Below are 18,864 nucleotides of genomic sequence, written 5' to 3' on the forward strand. Positions count from 1 at the left end.
GTTTGAGCAGCCGTTGGCGCAGGTGGCTCGGTCGGATCTGCGTTCGGGTTTCCAGCACAACCGGCAAGCCCTATCAGACCCACCAGCAACAACGTCATGGCACCGCTTCGCGCCCTCATCGATTGACAGTTCTCAGCACTTTTTCGAGCGCTTTCTTGTTGTCTTCGCTGTCGGTGGCGATGAGGCTGTGGTTGTCCATGAGGATGTTCCCTTCTTCGACGCTGTTGATCGCACCGTCGAGTTCGTCGTCGTCGGGGCCGCGGTAGAAGTTCTGGTCGAACTCATCGCGATGAATCGGGTTGTTTCCATCCCACACAACCCCTCTATTCGTAAAGGGGTTGTTGATGCCCTGACCATGGATGAGCACATCGTAGTAGTACAGGTTCGAGTATTCCGTAGTCGGCTGTGGTTCCCAGTCCGGGAGCATCCCGGCCCCGGCGAGGGAAATCACCTTGTCATACCGGGCTCCGGCGACTTCGGAGCTGGTGATGTTCGCCAGGCCCCAGCTGTGCCCGATGCCGGTTTGTTCGGCACCGTTCAGGTAGGGATCCGTGCGCATCCCGGACTCGAAGGATGCCAGTTGCTGCCCGGAAATGCGTGCAAGGTCCTGATCGTTCGCCTCGCCGATTCTCCCCATGTTCGGGCCGCCGGCGGTGTCCTCCTCCCCGGGGAACCGCCCATCCTTGTACACGAAAGCCACCGTCCCCGACACCTCATCATTGATGTATTTCGACACCTGCTGCACCCCGCCTGTGTAGAAGCTGTTCATCCCGGTGAATGTCCCCGGGACGTAGGTGATCACGTGCCGTGTGTCGGGGTCTGGAGTGCCGATCAACTCCACGATCCGGGACCGATCCCGGTCATAGAGGTAGAGCTGCACGTCCCCGGCTTCCACCTGCTTCAGGTATGCCACCTCATTTTGCAGCATCTTCGTTCGGTTCGGGTCGTGGCGGGCTTGCCCTGTCCCCGACGACTTCAGGGCTGCTTCCAGATCCTTCTCCGCCGCCCGGAGCAGGTTCGGCGCGTTCAACTGGTTGGCCCGTACCCTGGCCAGTGCGGGCATCCCGTCCAAAGCGCCGAACATCGCAGGAGCCGCAGCGAGCAGCAACTCCTGCAGCTGCGAGGCGCCGGCCACGCCCGCGGCGGTGCCGGCCCCCGCGTTCATGACCGACCACCAGGCCCCGATCATCGATGGACCCATGCGCTGAAGGGTCTGCTGCCATCCGGTCAATGTTGCCAGCGCTTTGGTATCCGCCGGCGTCGCAGTAGACAGATAGCTCAGCAGGGCCGCACCCGATAAGGACGCCGGTACGGTGGCAAGCACAAGAACGTCGTTCGATACCGTCACCTGACCGACATGTCCGCTGCCACCGGCAGCACGGAACGTCGAAGCGATGTCGGAAAGCCGGGTCGCGTCCTGATGGTTGTCCTCCAGGAACCGCCGCAGCCCGCTACCGACAGCATCGAGATCAGAGTGCGCCCAAGAGCATTCCTGCTCGAAGTCCGACGCTGCTGCACTGACTCTGTCAGCCGCACCCCGGACTGTGTCGTCCAGGATTCTGAAGGTCGACACCGCGGAGTCCAGGGTGGCAGGATCAGCGGAACTCGCCCCAGCGGTGCTTCCGCTCGCCCAGGCACGCAGGCCCTGCCGTGCAGTGTCCACGTTCACCGACGGACGGTCGGTCTCCTCCATGGACGGGCGCGGCCCCACATCCACTGCAACACCGCTACCGGCGCTAGCCCAGCCGGCGGCAAAAGCCCACGCCCTCAACTCATCTCGGCGACGCTGCTCAACCTCCGCGGCGCTCTTCGCTCTCTGGGCCTGACGGGCGACATCGTCCAGCATATGGACCAATTCGGAACGGGCCGCCCGTTCAGCGGCAACGTTCTCCCGGAAACAGTCCGCGAACACGCCCCGGAATTCCGCAGAAGCAGCCGTTGAGACCGACTCCCGTCCGCCGCGTTGAGCCTGCAACGCACGTGCCGCATCTCGACACCCACTGATCAGACGATCGGCGACCCCCTTATCGAAATTCATTCAAACTCCCCCAGACAAACGAACAGGCACGCGCCACGATAAACCCAACCCGATACGGCTCTTCAGACATCCGGTAGGGGTCATTGTTCGAGGCCGCCGGCGGCGAGGAGCATGCGGAGCCGGTAGTTGCTGCGATTGCGATAGCCGCGGGCGAGGTGACGGTGGAGTTCGATGATGCCATTGATGCCATTGATGGCCTCTGTGCCGCCGTTGTTCGCGTGGTGGGTCGTGAAGTAGGCAAGGAAGGCCTGACGCCAGCGCCGCCCGCCGCTCCGTTCCCGCCACCGCGTAGTCGAATCGCCCGCCATTGAAGGCATCCGATTCCGGCAATAACGGCATCTCAACGAACTCGGTCACAACGAACGCCCCCAGGCAAAGCACAACAGCAAGAAAACAGCAGGAAAAAATCGAACCCGCCGGGCAAAGACCCGTTCGGGAAAAGCACGAAGAAAAGAGACCTACAACAGGAAGAAACCTATAAGAAAAGAGACCTGCACGAACCACGACCGGCGGAGGACACCCCCGCCCACGGCAGAACAACGCAAAAAGACCCGCTGAGCGAAGACCCGGTCCGGGAAAGCCAGTACCGGGGGAACCTCTGTTTCCGTGACGATCCCGCTGACCGCGCCACTCCACCACGTGGCGCGGTCAGCGGGACGTCACCGCGAAAGGCTCCTGCTCAGGCGCCGCCGCCGGCGGAGAAGATGTCCTGGGAGATCTTCTGCAGCTGCGTGCGCAGCTCCTCGAGCTCCTGGCGGGCCTTGTCCAAAGCGGCCTTCGTGTCCGGCCAGGTGGACCCGCGGAACTGCGTGGCCAGCGGTCCGTCCCAGACATTCGGGTCCGACAGGATCTTGCCCTGCGCATCCAGCGCCGAGATCTGATCCGTGAACCCACCATTGATGATCGACTGGACCTGACCGATAGCAGCCTTCGCCTGCTCGGTCGACAGCACACGCGACATGAAAAACATCCTCCCCAAAAGACCACCGCTTCAATGCCGGATGAGAGAAACACCGGCGAGCGGACGCTGATGACCCTACCAACACCAACCCGGTGAATCTAGACCGGCAAGAACGACCACGCGGCAGGTCCACGAATCCTCGTCCTCCTGACAGATTGCCACGTGTAGAACCGAACGCTCTCAACTCAGCAGAAACACCCCGTACGCAGAGTAGCGGAACGACGCGCATCCGGGAGGAAAGAAAAGCCTCACTTAATTCTATGGATGAGGATCAACAGGCCCTCCGACCGATAAATCGAACCTGCAGATCAACCACGGAATTTACACATTAAATCTAAATTCGACCACGTTCCGTAGCCGAATAACCTATGGACGAGGTGGCGTGAGCGGCCCCCCTCGCGCTAGCCGATCTTATCGACTCGTCAATGGGCGGCTGCAGTCAGACCAGCGTCTGCTGCACGAATTTGGCGATACCTAGTTTGAAACGACGTAGGGCGCCGCTCAGTCCGAGGTCGAAGTCGAAGGCGACGTCTCCGGATATGGAGTTGACGCGATGTTGTCGAGAAGGTCCGCCATCTCGCGAAGCCTGCGCGTGGTTGTAGTCGCTGCGTTGATCCTCCACTTCGACCGAGGTGGGCGCGCCTTCAGTCTCCTCGGCAGCGGGATTGCAGTCCTCGTCCGTCCCTGAACCCTGATACCCGCGAAGGCGAAGGGCTGGGGCTACATCAGCGACGAGCAGATCACGCTGTGTCCGCTGCACAAGCCCCAGTAGCCCGTTAGCGTGTCTAAGCTTCATGCATGAGTACTCGAAGAAACTCTGAAGAACTGAAGGGCGAGCCGGCTGTGTCTTCTGCGACCCGATTTCTCGATCATCCGACGGGTCTTCGCGGTACAGACCATTGGGCGGAATGGAACGGCAAGCTATATCCGGCGACAAGGTCCGTGTTCGGTTTCACACTGTGGGCATCAACTCAGCAGCCGCCGTCGCCCGGTTGGGAACCGATCGAACCGCAGCGGAGACGGTATTCCACAGCGATGACCTTCCGCCGTGATGTGGCGGCATCAGACATCGACCGCTACGTGAGGATCTCAACTACAGCGCTGTAGCGAGGGAGCCTCGTCAGCGTCATGGGATTCGATCACGCTGGTGATGTATTCATCTGGGGTGAAGTGCCTCTCGAGATTGCGCGGGAGATAAGTCGGGAGAGCGACAGACTCACTATTCTCGAACGCTGGCAGGTCAGGGGCGTTGTTGGATTTGATGAGCTGTCTGGCATCAATGAGGAGATCTCTGTAATAGGCAGCTAGTGCTTGGGGCTTCCGTCCTGCGTGAAGGACTAGTGCGGGTCGACCGAGGGCATCGGTCTAGGCTTCGTGGTCGTACTCAGGGCAGGACCTCATCCGGACCTACAAACAGCGCGAGCTCGAGGAGCTCTACGGCGACAAAAGGACACTTCCGCCACCGGAAGCTTTCGGGGAACGATAGAAGAGAGCCCCGGCGGGCTGCGTGAATGGGGGAAACACGCAGGCGGCCAGGACTCTCAACCACAGTTGTACCCTGTGGGAGCGCTTCCCAGACAGGCAAAAGGACGAGGAGCTACACCATGACGGGTCTTGCCCTGGCGCAATGCTGCATCTGCAGGACAACGACGAAGCTTCTCGACGAGGGCCGGCCTTTGCCCGAGGGCTGGCTGTACAGGACGATCACCGTCGACGTCGGCCGTTTCTACTGCCCGGAGGACGCGCGCCGGGCCTGAGCTCAACCAGCCGGCGCTGGGCTAGGCGTCGTACCTGAGCGACGGCGGGGATCCGCAGAGGCTTGGTTCCGGCCACATCTGGCTGGTCCTCGTCGGGTGCGTTGGTCATCGTTCCATCCTCCCCCGATGGATGCACGTGCCTGCAGGTCAGGTGCTCGGCTCGTTGAGCGAGGGATGCGTCGAACACTCCGACTGCAGAAGAATTGTGGTTGCCTTCAAACTCTGGTTGTAGCCAAACTGCTTTCCCGTCGAGTCGACCATTGTCAGAGCCAGGTCACGCCCTTCGGCAGCTTTGTTGTCGATTCTGAGTGTGACCTCCCACCCGCGTGCCCGGTATGCGTCCACTACCTGCTCTTGAGTAGCGTCGACATCGTCGGAAGCGGGGCCGGCGACATCCAGGGCCAGGAAGTTCCCGTCTCCGTCGCATGGTTCGAAGTTATAGCCGGCGGTGTCTGCCGGATCGAAGGGTGACATGTCGAAATAGGTGTACTCCCCGCCGCTGTGCGTCATCAGGTCTCGGACGATGGCAAGCGACTCGGTGACGATCTCGTCCGATGTTCTCTCGGAAGCTTCCCCTGGTTCCGTACTGGGCATGGTCGTTCCTTCGGTCGTCGGTGTCTCAGCCGTGGTTGTTTCGCTAAACCCTGTCGGTGAAGCCGTAGACCCGGGACCCAGTGCGCATCCTGCGAGTAAGATGGTGACGGCCGTTGCGAGGATCACCGCAGGAACTCGGCCTCCTACGAAGACCCGTGATGCTGCTGTTTCAAACATGGTCAGTCCTCAATCCGTCGGTGGCCTGGGTCGGTCTGGTGGCGCCTGGATCTCGTCGCCGCGTCCGGTGATGAACAGGCACACGTTTCGAATGCTCTCACGCAGGCCGACCAAGGCCTTCAGCGACAGTTGTAGCTGCGGGAGCGCTGCTTAAACAGGCTGAGATGTGAAGGATTACAGATGACGCCTCCGGCCCTGGCACAGTGCTGCATCTGCCGCACCACCACGAAGCTCCTCGACGAGGGCCGGCCGGTCGGTCGGTCGAGGGTGCCTAGCGGTGACGGCAGTAAGGGCTCACGCCATCACCATCGGCCCCATCGGCGTAGACGATCGAGGTCGCTGTAGGTGTAGGCGATGTCGGTGACAACTTCCCGTGTAACGGTCACGTCGAGGTCCCAGTAGCCATTCGCCCCTACGCTGATCACCCCAGGCTCCTCGCCGTTGAGGTCCCGGTCATAGAGGGTTCCAGGTTCCGGGCCAAGGAGTCTGACGTTCCCGTCGGCGTCGAACCCGGAGATGTACATGCGCAACCCGTTCCACATCCCGTAGGTGCTGATGTTTACCGATCCTTGGATTAGGTCCTCAGACGGGACACCCTTGAGGTAGTAACCCCAACCCGCGGGTTCCTCTCCTTGTGTGCGGGCTATCCATCCCTGTCCAGGGTGTTGCTGCGCGAACACCTCCAGCCACGCGACACCATCGGTGCTCAAAGGCTGCACGGTGAACAGGCTGCCCTCGAAAACCACGTACTGACCCGATGCGCGGGTACCGTCAGCATGCATCGGTGGCATGAAGGGAGTGCGGTAACGCGGGATGTGGGGGTACAGGATCATACCCTCACCCTACGAGCAAGCAGGTGCAACCCATGGCCAGCATCCACGACGCTGACCACCCGCGGGCTATGCCGCCTTCGTCTCGGCGGCAAGCTGCTCCGCGACGTCGTCCGCTGTCGACGCCAGCGCCGGCTCGGTCCGCGATTCTTCGGCCGGCGAGCTGGCGCTGGCACCGTCTAGGGCCCGCTTCATCTCGGCGGTACTGAGCCCGAGCCGGGCGGCGACCGCGGCGCGGCTCTCTCCAATGTCGAGCATTTGCTGCACCTTCGCGCCGGCTTCCTTCGCGGCCGCCTCGGCGTCCTGCTCGGCTTTCGCCAGGATCGCATCGGCCCGCTCCCGCGCCTCGGCGCGGATCTGCTCTGCCTGCTGCTCCTGCTCGAAGAACTCCGCTGCCAGGTCGATCAACCGCTCGTGCAGCTCGGTCAGATCCTGAGCTTTCGCCCGCGCCTTTTCCCGTGCCGCTACCTGCTGCCCTTGCCGGACGGCTCGCTGTACCGAACCATCACCGTCGACGTGGGGCGTTTCTACTGCCCCGACCACGCGCACCGGGCCTGAGGGTGAGCCTGCCTGGGCTACGCTGCGCTCCATGAACGACACAACAACGCCGGCGGATCTGTCACGGGAGTTCAGCGTCGATGCCAAGAGGATGCAGGCGTTCCTGAGGGAGCAGTACGGGCTGCTGCCACCGCACGAGACCCGGTGGTATCTGACCCTCGAGCAAGCCCAGGCTGATCGCTACTGGATCGGTCCGAGCTTCTCGAAGTCGTAGTCGAAGCTGGACCTGAGCATTTCGTGGTCCTCTCCATGCTCGACGCAGGCCGATCTTGCCCACACGGTCACTGAATCCTCCGACAACCCGATGTATTCGATGGTGATCCCGAGACCGCTCTTCGATGCGTGAACATAGCGTCGAGGGCGGAAGGGCTCGTCATCGACAGGTGGTGGCTCGGTCGCATCCTCGTCGATGGTCCACCCCGCCGCCTCAAGAATGTCCACCTTCTGCGCGACCATGGCGAGAGCTTCGGCATCGGTGGAAGGGTCCCCATACATTTTGGCGCCCCAGAACGTTTCCGTCTCGAGAGGGGTGTCCGTCTTCGTTCCGATACAGGTGTGCTCACGAAAGGCGCCGAACTCCATCGTCAGAGCATCAGATGACGTGGCGTCCTGATCGACGCTCTGGTCGAGAGCCTGACCCGGCTGCTGGTCAGGGTCCTGCAGCAGCGGAAGGACACCCTCAAATTCTTGTTGAGCCACAGCGAAAGCGGCTTCATCGCGCTGCCGTTCCTCACGCTCCTGAGAGCTCTCCCCACATCCCGTGAGCGCAAGCAGAAGGACAACCACCAACGTGGTGCCCTTCCCCAGCGTCCGGGGGAAGCTCTTCGGGTACACGGCTGCTCCTGACCGGGTTCGGTTGACTTCAGCGTCGGAATTCGACCATGTCGTCGTCCGTTCACGATACCGATCCCCATCATGACCGCTCGCTAGGTACGGGCACGCCTTCTCCTCGGCGTGTCAGCGCTGCCGTCTACGATCAGGTGATTGGGCTGGGATCGGCCTCCAGAGAACACCAGACGCCTTGGTAAGCCCGGGCAGAGCAGGAAGGGGCGCGGACACATGGACGAGTTCGGTGCCTCAGGCACAGCACTAGGCCGGCCGGCTCCGGCTGCTGCTCGTACAGAGTTGATGCCGTCGGGTTTCGCTTCTCCCGCCCAGGACTGGTTCGAGGACCGGATCGACCTGAACAGGCATCTCATCAAGGACATCACCAGCACCTACATCGTGCGGGTGTCCGGGCACGCGATGGATCGTGCAGGCATCTCCGATGGCGACGAGCTGATCGTCGACCGAGCCCTACAGCCCAAGGACGGATCCGTGGTCATTGCTGTCCTCGACGGCGAACTCATCATCCGGCGGTTACGAGTCACCAGCACAGGCCGTGAAGGCAGCCCTGGCTCAAGTGCCTCGAGCACAGTCACGCTCATCGCGGCCAGTGACGCCTACCCGGTCATCCCGGTACCGGATCCTGAAAGCCTGGTCATCTGGGGCGTAGCGACCAGGTGCCTGCACCATGTCTGAGCCGGAGTCACAAATCCGGGCTTCCGCGCCCATGAGCTCGAGTGCCGCCCTGGTCGACGTCAATAACTTCTACGTCTCCTCCGAGCGAGCCTTCGACCCGTCGCTCGAGGGAAAACCGCTGGTCGTGTTGTCCAACAACGACGGGTGCGTGATCACCCGCAGCGCCGAGGCGAAGGGTCTGGGCATCCCGATGGGTGCGCCGTGGTTCCAGATCGCCGAGCAGGGCAAAAGATGGGGATTGCAGGTCAGGTCCAGTAACTACGAGCTGTACGGGGACATGAGTGCCCGCGTGATGGAGGTCCTCGGCCGGCACACCACCGACCTCGAGATCTACAGCATCGACGAAGCGTTCCTCACCCTCGGTGGAACGCACCCGGAACAGCACGCCACGGGCACGGCCATCAGGACCACCGTGCGGCGCAATACCGGACTCCCCGTGTGCGTGGGCATCGCACCGACGAAGACCCTGGCGAAACTCGCCAACCGGTGGGCGAAAGGCAATGCCGCCTTCGACGGCGTCTGCCACTGGGACCTCGTCCCCGAGGGCCAGCGGCACGCCCTCCTGCGCAGGTTGAAAGTCACCGATGTGTGGGGCATCGGCGCCAGGAACGCTGCTCGCCTCAATGCCCTGGGCATCGACTCGGCGTGGGACCTGACTGAGGCCAATCCAGTACTGATCCGGAAGAAATTCTCAGTCGTTCTCATGCGCACGGTTCTGGAGCTGCAGGGCACGCCGTGCATTACTTCCAGCGAGTCCACCGGCAACGAGCAGGTCATGTTCTCCCGGTCCTTCGCGAATCCGGTCAGCACTTTGGATGCCATGCAGCAGGCGTTGAGCGTCTACGCCCAGGGCGCTGCGTCGCGCCTGGCGCGCAAAGATCTGCAGGGACGGGTACTCACCGCGTTTGCCGGCACCTCACCCTTCAGCACCGGCACCAGGAGCTCGCCCAGCATCTGTATCCCGCTCCCGGCGCACACCTCGAACCCGCTCGAACTCACCCGGGCCGCGCACCGACTCCTGCCACTGATCGAAGAAGGAGTCTCCTACATCCGCGCCGGTGTCATCATCACCGACCTCCAGCCCATTGGGACCCAGGACACGCCCCTGAACTTCGAGCTGAATCTTGGCAGTGACACAGACCCAGAGGGCGAGAGAATCAGCACCAAGGACACTGGCCCGCTCCTCCACGAGATCAGCCAAAAATTTGGGCGCTCCTCTATCGGTCTGGGCCATGCGGGTCTCAAGGCAGGCTCGGACTGGACGATGAAACGCGACATGCTCTCGCCCCACTACACGACCAAATGGGCAGATCTTCCGATCGTCAAAGCGTGAAAAGGCCAGTCCTCAGCACCACGGACTGAAGACAAGAACCGGATCAGGGCCGGACACGCTCGACGCTGGTCGCCTGGACCTGCCGGACATCCTCGAACAGAGGCTCCCCACTGGGTGCACGGATCGAGTATTGAAGATCCAGGAAGCTCGCGTTGAGGTAGAACGTCGCCTCCGTCGCCTGCCCGGCGGAACTGAACTCCAGTCGCCGATCCGTCGGGAGACCCTCAGCGTCCTCCACCGTGAGGGTCGCACCAAGCCCCTCACCAGGGGTGATTACGAACCCCGAACGCGCCAGCGACGGCGAAAAGGGAACCAGCAATCGCCCGTACCGGTACCGCTCACGTAGCTTTACTCCCGAGTGAAACAGCGCGTACCGCAGGGCATCTTCCAGATCCGTACAGATCACATCGGGACCACCATCACGGTTGTCCTGATAAATATTGAAGAACACTTCCACCGCGCCCGGCTCACCACTGATCACGATGCCGTCCGTCTCGGCGTCGTAGCAGAGCCACTCGCCATCCCGCCACAGGGGATGGACGCCCCCGAACCACATGACCACAACCGCCAGCAGCTCGGGATCCAGTGATTCCTCAAGGGAGATCACTCGTCACCCCGCGCAATTCCTTCTTGCCACCACGCCGGTACCGATGCATCGTCCCGAGGAAACAGTTCGAGTTCGAGAACGAAGTCGTTCATCGTCACTCCGAGGCCGAACTTCACTTCCTGGTCATAGTTATAGCGGATGGCCAGCCCGCCCTCGGGATTGAAAACCAGTGTCAACGAGATCCAGGTGCCCTGCCCCGGCCGGGCGAGGGCGTCCTTCAGGTCATCGAGGATATCAGCCACCGTGAAAGGTGGGCTGGAACGCTCTTCGTTCTCGGACCGGGAGACGTAACTCAGGCATGAGGTGACATTGCCCAGGAGCGTCGCCTCAAAGCGCACCTGGTCCCAGCCACCCGGAATGTCACTGTCGACCGCCCGGGCCAATGCCACTTCGAGTTCGCGTTGCTTACCCTGCACAGACTGCACCCATCCCTCGGAATGACATGGTCGAGATCATGCAACCACTCTATTTCTGAATCTCTCCCAAGGCTGCGTCACTTTTCCCCAGGCGGAGCACTCTTGAGCTTCAGGTCACTTACTCTGCAACTCAGGCAACCAGCACAATTCTTGAGAGCATATGAATTACTACTTCGCGGGGTCCTCTAAAAACGGAGAGTATCAGCCTGAATTAAACATTAAATCGAAATTCGACCACGTCGCCGTCGGACATGACATATTCCTTGCCCTCGATGCGGACCTTGCCGCGGGACTTCGCCTCGCTCATCGAACCTGCGTCGATGAGGTCGTCGAACGAGACCACCTCGGCCTTGATGAAGCCGCGCTGGAAGTCCGAGTGGATGACGCCGGCGGCCTCGGGCGCCGTCGCACCCTTCTTGATCGTCCAGGCACGGGTCTCCTTGGGACCTGCCGTGAGGTAGGTCTGCAGGCCGAGGGTGTGGAAGCCGACGCGCGCCAGCTGGTCGAGGCCGGACTCCTCCTGGCCGTTCATCTCGAGCATCTCGCGGGCCTCGGCCTCGTCGAGCTCCACGAGGTCGGCTTCGAGCTTGGCGTCGAGGAAGATGGCGTCTGCCGGGGCCACGAGCTGGCGCAGCTCCTCCTGGCGCTCGGGACTGCCGAGGACGGCGTCGTCGACGTTGAACACGTAGATGAACGGCTTGGCGGTGAGCAGGCTGAGCTCGCGGAGGTGATCCATCTCGAGCTTGTCGCTGGCGACCGACGAGAAGATGGTGTCGCCGCGTTCGAGGACGGACTGCGCGGCCTGCATGGCGGTGAGCTGCGCGGCCTCGCGCTTCTTGATCTTCACTTCCTTCTCGACGCGCGGGATGGCCTTCTCGAGCGTCTGCAGGTCGGCGAGGATCAGTTCGGTGTTGATGGTCTCCATGTCGGAGCGCGGGTCCACCTTGCCGTCGACGTGGATGACGTCGGGGTCGTCGAACACACGGATGACCTGGGCGATCGCCTCGGCCTCGCGGATGTTGGCGAGGAACTGGTTGCCGAGGCCCTCCCCCTCCGACGCGCCCTTGACGATGCCTGCGATGTCCACGAAGGAGACGGTCGCCGGCAGGACCTGCTTCGACCCGAAGACCTCGGCGAGGCTCGCGAGGCGGGGGTCGGGCAGGCTGACCACTCCGACGTTCGGCTCGATGGTCGCGAACGGGTAGTTCGCCGCCAGGACGTTGTTGCGCGTCAGCGCGTTGAAGAGTGTTGATTTGCCGACGTTGGGCAGTCCGACGATGCCGATAGTAAGAGCCACGGGAGACAAGTCTACCGGGCGTCGGCACACGGCCCGGCGGTGTCGGCGCGCCTGATTGTCGGAGGTTCCTGCGACAGTGTGGGCATGAGTACAACCGCAGCCCTCCTCGTCCTCCTCGCCTTCCTCATCGGCTGCGCCCTCGGTGCGTTCCTGGTGTACCGCGCCGTGCGGCTGCGCGACGACGAGCTGCGCAGCGAGCTCGACGACGCCACGGCCCGCCTCGGGAGCACGACGACGGAGCTCGCGGCCGCCGCTGCGCAGCGCGATCTCCTGCAGCAGCACAACCGCGAGCTGACCGGCAAGACGTCCACGGACAACGACGTCCTGCGGGCGCTGGCGCCGGTGGCGGAGAAGCTGACGCAGGTCCAGCGGCAGGTGGGCCTGCTCGAGCGCGACCGGGTGGAGCAGTACGGGCAGCTCGCGCGGCAGCTCGAGGAGTCGCGCGAGGCGGATGCCCTGCTGCTGTCGACCACCTCCTCCCTGGCCGGAGCCCTCCGCAGCAACAGTGCGCGCGGCCAGTGGGGTGAGGTGCAGCTGCGGCGCGTGGTGGAGGCGGCAGGCATGCTGTCGCGCGTCGACTTCCTCGAGCAGGTGTCCTTCACGGGGGGCGACGGGGAGCGGGCGCGGCCCGACATGGTGGTTCAGCTTCCCGGGGACAAGCAGCTCGTGATCGACGCCAAGGTGCCGCTGAGCGCCTTCCTCGCGGCGCAGGAACTGGGAGGTGCATCGGACGAGCGCGGTGACGCCGATGCCGGCGCGCGCCGCGGCGACCTGCTGAAGCAGCACTCGAAGGCGCTCCGGGCGCACGTGGACGCCCTCGCCCGGAAGAAGTACTGGGAGGGCGCCACCAACTCCCCCGAACTCGTCATCTGCTTCATCCCGGTCGAATCCGTGCTCTCCGAGGCGTTGCGGGCCGACCCCGAACTGCTCGACTACGCCTTCTCGCGCAATGTCGCCCTCGCCTCCCCGGTGTCGCTCCTCGGCATCCTCAAGGGCGCCGCGTTCAGCTGGCGGCAGGCCGTCCTCACCGACAACGCCCGCGAGCTGTTCGACCTGTCCAAGCAGCTGTACGAGCGCCTCGGCACCATGGGCGGCCATGTGACCCGCCTCGGGACGTCCCTGAAGACGTCTGTGGAGCGCTACAACTCGTTCGTCGGAGCCCTCGAAACGAGGGTGCTCCCCACGGCCCGCCGCATCGGCGCGTTCGACTCGGCGTCCCTCGACGCCGTCGAGGCCGCCGTGGACGGCGCTGCCGGGAGTTCCGAGGCCGCAGGAGGCGCCGACGTGAGCCTTCTCGGCACGGCCCGCGCGCAGCGCGCAGGCAGCGCCGGATCGTCCGACCGGGCGGCGGCGACCATCGACGCCACGCCCCGTTCCCTGACCGCCCATGAACTCCTCGAGGAGTCGGCCGGCTGACTGGAGGACTCGGCCCGCTGACGACTGGAGAGGTCGGCGGCCCGTCCTATGGTCAGGAATCGCTGCCCGGGACGACGACGGCGGCCCCTCTGAGGGAGGGGCCGCCGTCGTTGCGGGGTCTGTGAGCGCGCTGCCGCCGCGTCGAACCGCGTCGCATCAATCCGAACGGTCAGTTGAGATTCGAGCGGTCCTGCCGCTGGCCCCGACCGCCGACAGAGGGGGTGGAGTCGCCCATGGCCTTCAGAGCGGCACGGATCTCCTTGGGCAGGGAGAAGATGATGTCCTCCTGCGCCGTCACCACTTCCTCCACCTGGCCGTACCCGTAGTCGGCGAGGAGCCGGAGCACGTCCTGGACGAGGTTCTCCGGGACGGAGGCACCGGAGGAGATGCCGACAGTGGCGACGCCCTCGAACCAGGACTCGTCCACCTCGTTGGCGAAGTCCACGCGGTGCGCGGCCTTCGCGCCGTACTCGAGCGCGACCTCCACCAGGCGGACCGAGTTCGAGGAGTTGGCGGAGCCCACCACGATGACGAGGTCGGACCCGGGTGCGATCTTCTTGATCGCCGCCTGCCGGTTGGACGTGGCATAGCAGATGTCGTCGCTGGGTGGGTCCTGCAGCGTGGGGAAGCGTTCCTTGAGCAGGTTCACGGTCAGCATCGTCTCGTCGACGCTGAGGGTGGTCTGGGAGAGCCAGATGAGCCTCTCGGGGTCACGCACCTGCACCTTGTCGACGTCCTCGGGACCGTTGACGATCTGGATGTGGTCGGGAGCCTCCCCGGCGGTGCCCTCCACCTCCTCGTGGCCCTCGTGGCCGATCAGGAGGATGTCGAAGTCGTCCCGGGCGAAGCGCTGGGCCTCCTTGTGCACCTTCGTGACGAGGGGGCAGGTGGCGTCGATGGTGCGCAGGCCCCGGTCCTCGGCGGACTGCACGACGGCGGGCGACACACCGTGGGCGGAGAAGACGACGAGCGCCCCCTCGGGCACCTCGTCGGTCTCGTCGACGAAGACGGCGCCCTTCGCCTCGAGCGTCGACACGACGTGCAGGTTGTGCACGATCTGCTTGCGCACGTACACGGGCGGGCCGTAGTGCTCGAGCGCCTTCTCGACGGCGATGACCGCACGGTCCACGCCGGCGCAGTAGCCGCGCGGGGCCGCGAGCAGTACCTTCCTCGCCCCGGCCACCGGCGCGGCGGCGAGCACGTCCTCGGGCGAGCGACGCCTGCGCGGGATGGTGGGCATGGGGACCTGAACGGTGGTACTGGTCATGATCCGATTCTACCGGCTCGCCCTCGCGCCTCCGGCTGTTCGGGTGCCGCTCCGCTGTGAGCTAAGCCCTACGGCGCCGCCCGAGGAGGAGTTGGCCGACGATGCCGAGGACGAGTGCGATCACGCCCGCGACGATCACGGGCATGCTCGACCCCGCGATGTCCGCTCCGGCCCGCCCGGCAAGGCCCCCGATGAAGACGTCCGCTATCGCGGTGGTCCCGGGCACCCTGGCCGCCACTCCTGGTACCCAGTCCCCCGCCAGCAACCCGAGCGCGCCGATCCCGACGAGGCCGATCCCGAGGAGCGCGAGGGTGGTGCCGCGCCGTCGTGCGACGACGACGGCCAGCAGCCCCAGGACCGCCGCACCCGCGAGGTACAGCCGCCATCCCTGGACGGCGTCGGCGACTGCGCTCAGCATCCCGCCGCGCTCGAGGGACCCGACGTCGATCGTCGTGTCGTCCGGCACAGGCACATCCAGGCCCAGCCGACCTCCGACGTCCTCGGCAAGGAGCTCCGCCACCGGCCGGAGGTCGAGGGTCAGCACCGCCGGCGCAGTCTCCCCTGGACCGGGCGCCTCGGTGAAGGTGAAGGCGTGGGACAGGCGCAGTGTCTCCGTCCAGGCCGCCGGATAGCCCGCCGATCCGGTGACGGCACCCGCGGCGTCGAGGACGACCGGTTCGACGAAGGACTGCAGCTGCTCGGGCAGCCTGCTGGTCGCCGTGACCTCCTGGGCGAGCGACTCCGCGAGCGCCGCCTGGAAGTCGGGGTCGCTCCCCAGGGGGGCGGCGAGTGCCACGAAGCCGGATTCCTCGACGAGGTTCTCGTCGATCCAGGCGGACGCCAGGCCTCCGGCGGCGACGACGAGCGCGAGTAGGGCCAGGACGGCAGAGACGAGGGTCCGCATGGAATCCTTAGGTGGTGGTCGAGTGCACGATTATGCCGGTTCGGTCGTTCTCGGACACAGTGCCCCGCAGCCAGGGCCCTTCCCCGCCGCACATAGCGGCCCATCGGGACGCGGTGTGGGTCGGGGATGGTAGAGATGGACAGTGCACTTTCGAGGAGCAGGAACGGGAGCACGGAGCTCCCCGAGGACAGGACACCCATGACGAGCGAGGGAACGCGGACGCAGGCCGCGGGAGCCACCGGCCCCGCCCGGAGTGCAACGACCATCCCCGCGACCGCGGCGGAGACCTCCCCCGATGCGCCGTGGCCGCTGCACCTGCTGTCCGAGAAGCTCAAGGCGCACATCGAGCGTGCCCCCGCCGCGTGGGTCGAGGGGCAGGTCATCGAGCTGAACCGGCGCGCGAGCATGTGCTACATCACCCTGCGTGACGTCGACTCGGAGGTCTCGCTCTCCCTGTCGGTCTACGGCTCGGTGATGGAGCGGGTGTCCGGCCCCCTGGACCGCGGGTCGCGCGTCGTCGCCCGCCTCAAGCCGGATTTCTGGGTCAAGACGGGACGACTGTCGATGCAGACCATCGACATCCGGCCCGTGGGCATCGGGGACCTCCTCGCGCGGATCGAACGCCTACGGCAGGCGCTGGCAGCCGAGGGACTCTTCGCGGCGTCACGCAAGAAGCCGCTGCCGCTCCTCCCCCACCGGATCGGGCTCATCACCGGCCGGGACTCCGACGCCATGAAGGACGTGATGCGGAACGCGGCGCTGCGCTGGCCCGCCGTCGAGTTCGAGGTGCGCGAGGTGGCCGTCCAGGGCGTGAGCAGCGTCGCCCAGGTCTCCGCGGCCCTCGCCGAACTCGACGCCCACCCACAGGTCGACGTCATCATCATCGCGCGCGGAGGCGGCGCCCTGGAGGACCTCCTGCCGTTCAGCGACGAGTCGCTCGTACGGGCCGTCGGAAGAGCCACCACGCCCGTGGTCAGCGCCATCGGGCACGAGGCGGACCGTCCCCTGCTCGACGAGGTGGCGGATCTCCGGGCGTCGACGCCCACGGACGCGGCGAAGCGCGTCGTGCCGGACGTCACGGAGGAGCTCGGGCGGATCCGGCAGGCGCGCGCCGCGCTCGAGCGGTCCATCCGGGTCCTCGTGCACCGCGAGAGCGAGAGCCTCGCCAACCTGCGTTCCCGTCCGTCCCTCGCGAAGCCGGAGGGGATGATCGATGTGCGCGAGGCGGACGTCGAACGCCTCCGCTCCCGTGCACTGCGTTCGACCTCCGCCCTGGTGGAGCGCGACGCCGACGCGGTCCACCACCTGCGGGAGCGCGTGCGGTCGCTTTCCCCGCAGAAGACCCTCGACCGTGGCTACGCCGTCGTCCAGCGACCCGACGGGCACGTGGTCCGGGAGCCCGACGACGTCGGCTCCGGGGACGCCCTGAGGATCCGGGTCGCCGGAGGGCAGTTCGCGGCCATCGTCCAGACAGAACCAGGCACGGCCGCGGGCCGCGAGAACAGGAAGAAGCCGGAATGACGGACAAGACCACCGAGGCAGCACAGCACTCCGATATCGAGGCGCTGTCCTACGAGCGGGCCCGGGAGGAACTCGTCGCCGTCGTGTCACGGCTCGAGGCCGGAGGTGTGAGCCTCGAGGAATCGCTCGCACTCTGGGAGCGCGGCGAGGCACTGGCGGACCGCTGCGAGGCGTGGCTCGAGGGCGCGAAAGCCAGGCTTGCGGCGGCGCGGGACAAGGCCGAGGGCCAGTAGCGAACCGGAGCGGGGCGTTCTCCAGCCCCCGCCCCGCCCGGCCTGCCCGGAGGGACCGGGCGAGCCGTAGCCCCGCACGAGGTCACCTCCAGTGGGGCAGCTCCTGCAGCGCCCACGCGTTGCCGTCCGGGTCCGCGAAGTAGACGAATTTTCCCCACGGCTGTTCGTCGACCTCCGTGGCCTCCATCCCGCGTCCGACGAGTTCGGCCCGCGCCTGCGCCGCGTCCGCCACGACCACCTGGATGCCGCGCAGCGAGCCCGGTGCCATGTCGCTGATGCCCTCGCCGAACGCGATGGAGCAGGCGGATCCGGGCGGCGTGAACTGCACGAACCGGACGCCCTCGCTCACGCGGTGGTCGTGGTCGAGCACGAACCCCGCCTGGTCGCGGTAGAACGCGATGGAACGGTCCACGTCGCTGACGGGTACGCCGATGAGTTCGATCTTCCAGTCCATGAGGGCCTCCGTTGTGGTGGTTGGACCTCAAGACTAGGAAGCCACGCGGTCGGATCCTGTCCGCATCGGTGGCGGCAGCGCGTCAGGTGGCGGCGAGCCGCCGCTTCTCTGCCTCGACGTCGAACGTGGCCCGCGGCCAGCTCAACTGCATGTCCTCCAGCGTGGCCGTGAGCAGGTGCTGGACGGCGAGCCTCGCGTACCACTTGCGGTTCGCGGGCACCACGTACCAGGGGGCGTCCGGCGTGCTCGTCCGTTCGACGGCCGCCTGGTGGGCCTCCTGGTACTGGTTCCAGTAGGCCCGCTCGTCGACGTCGCCGGGGTCGTACTTCCAGTGCTTGTCCTTGCGGTCGAGGCGTTCGGTGAGCCGGATCTTCTGCTCGTCCTTGCCGATGTGGAGCATGACCTTGAGCACGCGGGTCCCGGAAGCGACGACCTCGTCCTCGAACCGCTGGATGGTCCCGTACCGCTGCTCGACGTCGGCGGCGGGTGACAGGCCGCGCACGCGGTGGATCAGGACGTCCTCGTAGTGGGACCGGTCGAACACCCCGATGAGCCCGGCCCCGGGCAGCTGACGGCGGATGCGCCAGAGGAAGTCGTGCTGACGCTCCTCGTCGGTGGGCGCCTTGAACGCGTGGTGCTGCACGCCCTGGGGATCCACCAGCCCCATGACGTGGCGGACGATCCCGCCCTTGCCCGAGGTGTCCATCCCCTGCAGGACGAGCAGCACGGCGATCTCGCTCCCCGCGCGGCTCTCGGCGAACAGCTTCTCCTGCAGGGAGGACAGCGCCTCCGCACCGGCGGCGAGCGCCGCCTTGCCCTGCACCTTGCCGCCGTCGAACCCGGGGGTGGACTGCGGGTCCACGGACGCGAGGGAGAAGTCCGGCCCCGCCAGGAGCAGACGACGCATGCCGGTGCTGCTGCCGGTGATGCTGCCGGAGATGCTGCCGGAGATGCTGCCGGTGGTCGGTGCCATGGGTGCT

Annotated in this window: 21 protein-coding genes and 1 pseudogene; 7 read left to right on the plus strand and 15 right to left on the minus strand. The window is 65.4% G+C overall.

Going from position 1 to position 18,864, the window contains the following annotated elements; all coding sequences use genetic code 11:
* Positions 1–115: 115 nt before the first annotated feature.
* The 4 genes and pseudogenes from AC4D2O_RS12905 to AC4D2O_RS12920 form a co-directional block, all read right to left on the minus strand.
* Entirely contained in the window at positions 116–2,038 is a 1,923-nt protein-coding gene (locus AC4D2O_RS12905; RefSeq protein WP_490907751.1) for a hypothetical protein, read from the minus strand.
* Positions 2,039–2,118: 80 nt separating this feature from the next.
* A pseudogene (locus AC4D2O_RS12910) lies at positions 2,119–2,301 on the minus strand (transposase); the annotation flags it as partial.
* A 416-nt stretch (positions 2,302–2,717) separates the two neighbouring features.
* Positions 2,718–2,999 (minus strand): pyrophosphorylase, encoded by a 282-nt coding sequence (locus tag AC4D2O_RS12915; RefSeq protein WP_490907752.1) that lies wholly within the window; start codon positions 2,997–2,999, stop codon positions 2,718–2,720.
* A gap of 439 nt (positions 3,000–3,438) precedes the next feature.
* Positions 3,439–3,795 (minus strand): hypothetical protein, encoded by a 357-nt coding sequence (locus AC4D2O_RS12920; RefSeq protein WP_490907753.1) that lies wholly within the window; start codon positions 3,793–3,795, stop codon positions 3,439–3,441.
* A gap of 808 nt (positions 3,796–4,603) precedes the next feature.
* Between AC4D2O_RS12920 and AC4D2O_RS12925 the strand changes: the two genes are divergently transcribed.
* On the plus strand, positions 4,604–4,756 hold the full coding sequence (locus AC4D2O_RS12925; protein ID WP_490907754.1) for a hypothetical protein: 153 nt from the start codon (positions 4,604–4,606) through the stop codon (positions 4,754–4,756).
* A gap of 147 nt (positions 4,757–4,903) precedes the next feature.
* Here the strand turns inward: AC4D2O_RS12925 and AC4D2O_RS12930 are convergent, their stop codons facing one another.
* The 3 genes from AC4D2O_RS12930 to AC4D2O_RS12940 all read right to left on the minus strand — a co-directional run bounded on the left by AC4D2O_RS12930 (position 4,904) and on the right by AC4D2O_RS12940 (position 6,948).
* Positions 4,904–5,350 (minus strand): hypothetical protein, encoded by a 447-nt coding sequence (locus AC4D2O_RS12930; RefSeq protein WP_490907755.1) that lies wholly within the window; start codon positions 5,348–5,350, stop codon positions 4,904–4,906.
* 479 nt (positions 5,351–5,829) lie between these two features.
* A complete protein-coding gene (locus tag AC4D2O_RS12935) occupies positions 5,830–6,360 on the minus strand; it encodes a hypothetical protein (RefSeq protein ID WP_490907756.1) in 531 nt (176 codons plus the stop codon).
* 66 nt (positions 6,361–6,426) lie between these two features.
* Positions 6,427–6,948, minus strand: coding sequence for a hypothetical protein (locus AC4D2O_RS12940; RefSeq protein WP_490907757.1), 522 nt, complete (start codon positions 6,946–6,948; stop codon positions 6,427–6,429).
* On the opposite strand from AC4D2O_RS12940, the gene AC4D2O_RS12945 reads away from it, so the two are divergent.
* Positions 6,947–7,129 carry a hypothetical protein gene (locus tag AC4D2O_RS12945; protein ID WP_490907758.1) on the plus strand — a complete coding sequence of 61 codons (183 nt, stop codon included), beginning with the start codon at positions 6,947–6,949 and terminating at the stop codon, positions 7,127–7,129. The two genes, AC4D2O_RS12940 and AC4D2O_RS12945, sit on opposite strands and share 2 nt — an antisense overlap.
* Here the strand turns inward: AC4D2O_RS12945 and AC4D2O_RS12950 are convergent.
* On the minus strand, positions 7,096–7,749 hold the full coding sequence (locus tag AC4D2O_RS12950) for a hypothetical protein (protein WP_490907759.1): 654 nt from the start codon (positions 7,747–7,749) through the stop codon (positions 7,096–7,098). The two genes, AC4D2O_RS12945 and AC4D2O_RS12950, sit on opposite strands and share 34 nt — an antisense overlap.
* A 294-nt stretch (positions 7,750–8,043) precedes the next feature.
* On the opposite strand from AC4D2O_RS12950, the gene AC4D2O_RS12955 reads away from it, so the two are divergent.
* Positions 8,044–8,436: a LexA family protein gene (locus AC4D2O_RS12955; RefSeq protein ID WP_490907760.1), complete on the plus strand. Its 393-nt coding sequence runs from the start codon at positions 8,044–8,046 to the stop codon at positions 8,434–8,436.
* A 31-nt stretch (positions 8,437–8,467) separates the two neighbouring features.
* Entirely contained in the window at positions 8,468–9,769 is a 1,302-nt protein-coding gene (locus AC4D2O_RS12960; RefSeq protein ID WP_490907761.1) for a Y-family DNA polymerase, read from the plus strand.
* A gap of 43 nt (positions 9,770–9,812) precedes the next feature.
* Here AC4D2O_RS12960 and AC4D2O_RS12965 read toward each other — a convergent pair whose 3' ends face one another.
* From AC4D2O_RS12965 to ychF, 3 genes are all read right to left on the minus strand, one after another.
* The gene (locus AC4D2O_RS12965) at positions 9,813–10,376 is read right to left on the minus strand and encodes an Imm61 family immunity protein (RefSeq protein ID WP_490907762.1); all 564 of its coding nucleotides are present in this window, start codon (positions 10,374–10,376) and stop codon (positions 9,813–9,815) included.
* Positions 10,373–10,801 carry an antitoxin YezG family protein gene (locus tag AC4D2O_RS12970; protein WP_490907763.1) on the minus strand — a complete coding sequence of 143 codons (429 nt, stop codon included), beginning with the start codon at positions 10,799–10,801 and terminating at the stop codon, positions 10,373–10,375. Before AC4D2O_RS12970 ends, AC4D2O_RS12965 begins: the two co-directional genes overlap by 4 nt.
* A gap of 202 nt (positions 10,802–11,003) precedes the next feature.
* Positions 11,004–12,089, minus strand: a complete 1,086-nt coding sequence (gene ychF, locus AC4D2O_RS12975; protein ID WP_490907764.1) for a redox-regulated ATPase YchF — start codon at positions 12,087–12,089, stop codon at positions 11,004–11,006.
* 84 nt (positions 12,090–12,173) lie between these two features.
* Between ychF and AC4D2O_RS12980 the strand changes: the two genes are divergently transcribed.
* Complete coding sequence (locus tag AC4D2O_RS12980) at positions 12,174–13,505, plus strand: DNA recombination protein RmuC (RefSeq protein ID WP_490907765.1); 1,332 nt, start codon at positions 12,174–12,176, stop codon at positions 13,503–13,505.
* Between the two features lie 169 nt (positions 13,506–13,674).
* Here the strand turns inward: AC4D2O_RS12980 and AC4D2O_RS12985 are convergent, their stop codons facing one another.
* Positions 13,675–14,772, minus strand: coding sequence for a 4-hydroxy-3-methylbut-2-enyl diphosphate reductase (locus AC4D2O_RS12985; RefSeq protein ID WP_490907766.1), 1,098 nt, complete (start codon positions 14,770–14,772; stop codon positions 13,675–13,677).
* 61 nt (positions 14,773–14,833) lie between these two features.
* Entirely contained in the window at positions 14,834–15,676 is an 843-nt protein-coding gene (locus AC4D2O_RS12990) for a hypothetical protein (RefSeq protein ID WP_490907767.1), read from the minus strand.
* Positions 15,677–15,874: 198 nt separating this feature from the next.
* Here AC4D2O_RS12990 and xseA point away from each other — a divergent pair, with 198 nt between their 5' ends.
* Positions 15,875–17,197: an exodeoxyribonuclease VII large subunit gene (gene xseA / locus AC4D2O_RS12995; protein WP_490907768.1), complete on the plus strand. Its 1,323-nt coding sequence runs from the start codon at positions 15,875–15,877 to the stop codon at positions 17,195–17,197.
* Positions 17,194–17,430 (plus strand): exodeoxyribonuclease VII small subunit, encoded by a 237-nt coding sequence (locus AC4D2O_RS13000; RefSeq protein WP_490907769.1) that lies wholly within the window; start codon positions 17,194–17,196, stop codon positions 17,428–17,430. Before xseA ends, AC4D2O_RS13000 begins: the two co-directional genes overlap by 4 nt.
* 82 nt (positions 17,431–17,512) lie before the next feature.
* On the opposite strand, the gene AC4D2O_RS13005 is transcribed toward AC4D2O_RS13000, so the two are convergent.
* Both AC4D2O_RS13005 and AC4D2O_RS13010 read right to left on the minus strand, forming a co-directional pair.
* Positions 17,513–17,884: a glyoxalase superfamily protein gene (locus AC4D2O_RS13005; RefSeq protein ID WP_490907770.1), complete on the minus strand. Its 372-nt coding sequence runs from the start codon at positions 17,882–17,884 to the stop codon at positions 17,513–17,515.
* Between the two features lie 82 nt (positions 17,885–17,966).
* Positions 17,967–18,791 carry a PPK2 family polyphosphate kinase gene (locus tag AC4D2O_RS13010; RefSeq protein ID WP_490907845.1) on the minus strand — a complete coding sequence of 275 codons (825 nt, stop codon included), beginning with the start codon at positions 18,789–18,791 and terminating at the stop codon, positions 17,967–17,969.
* Positions 18,792–18,864 lie beyond the last annotated feature (73 nt).

The organism is Arthrobacter sp. TJ-238 (assembly GCF_058269215.1).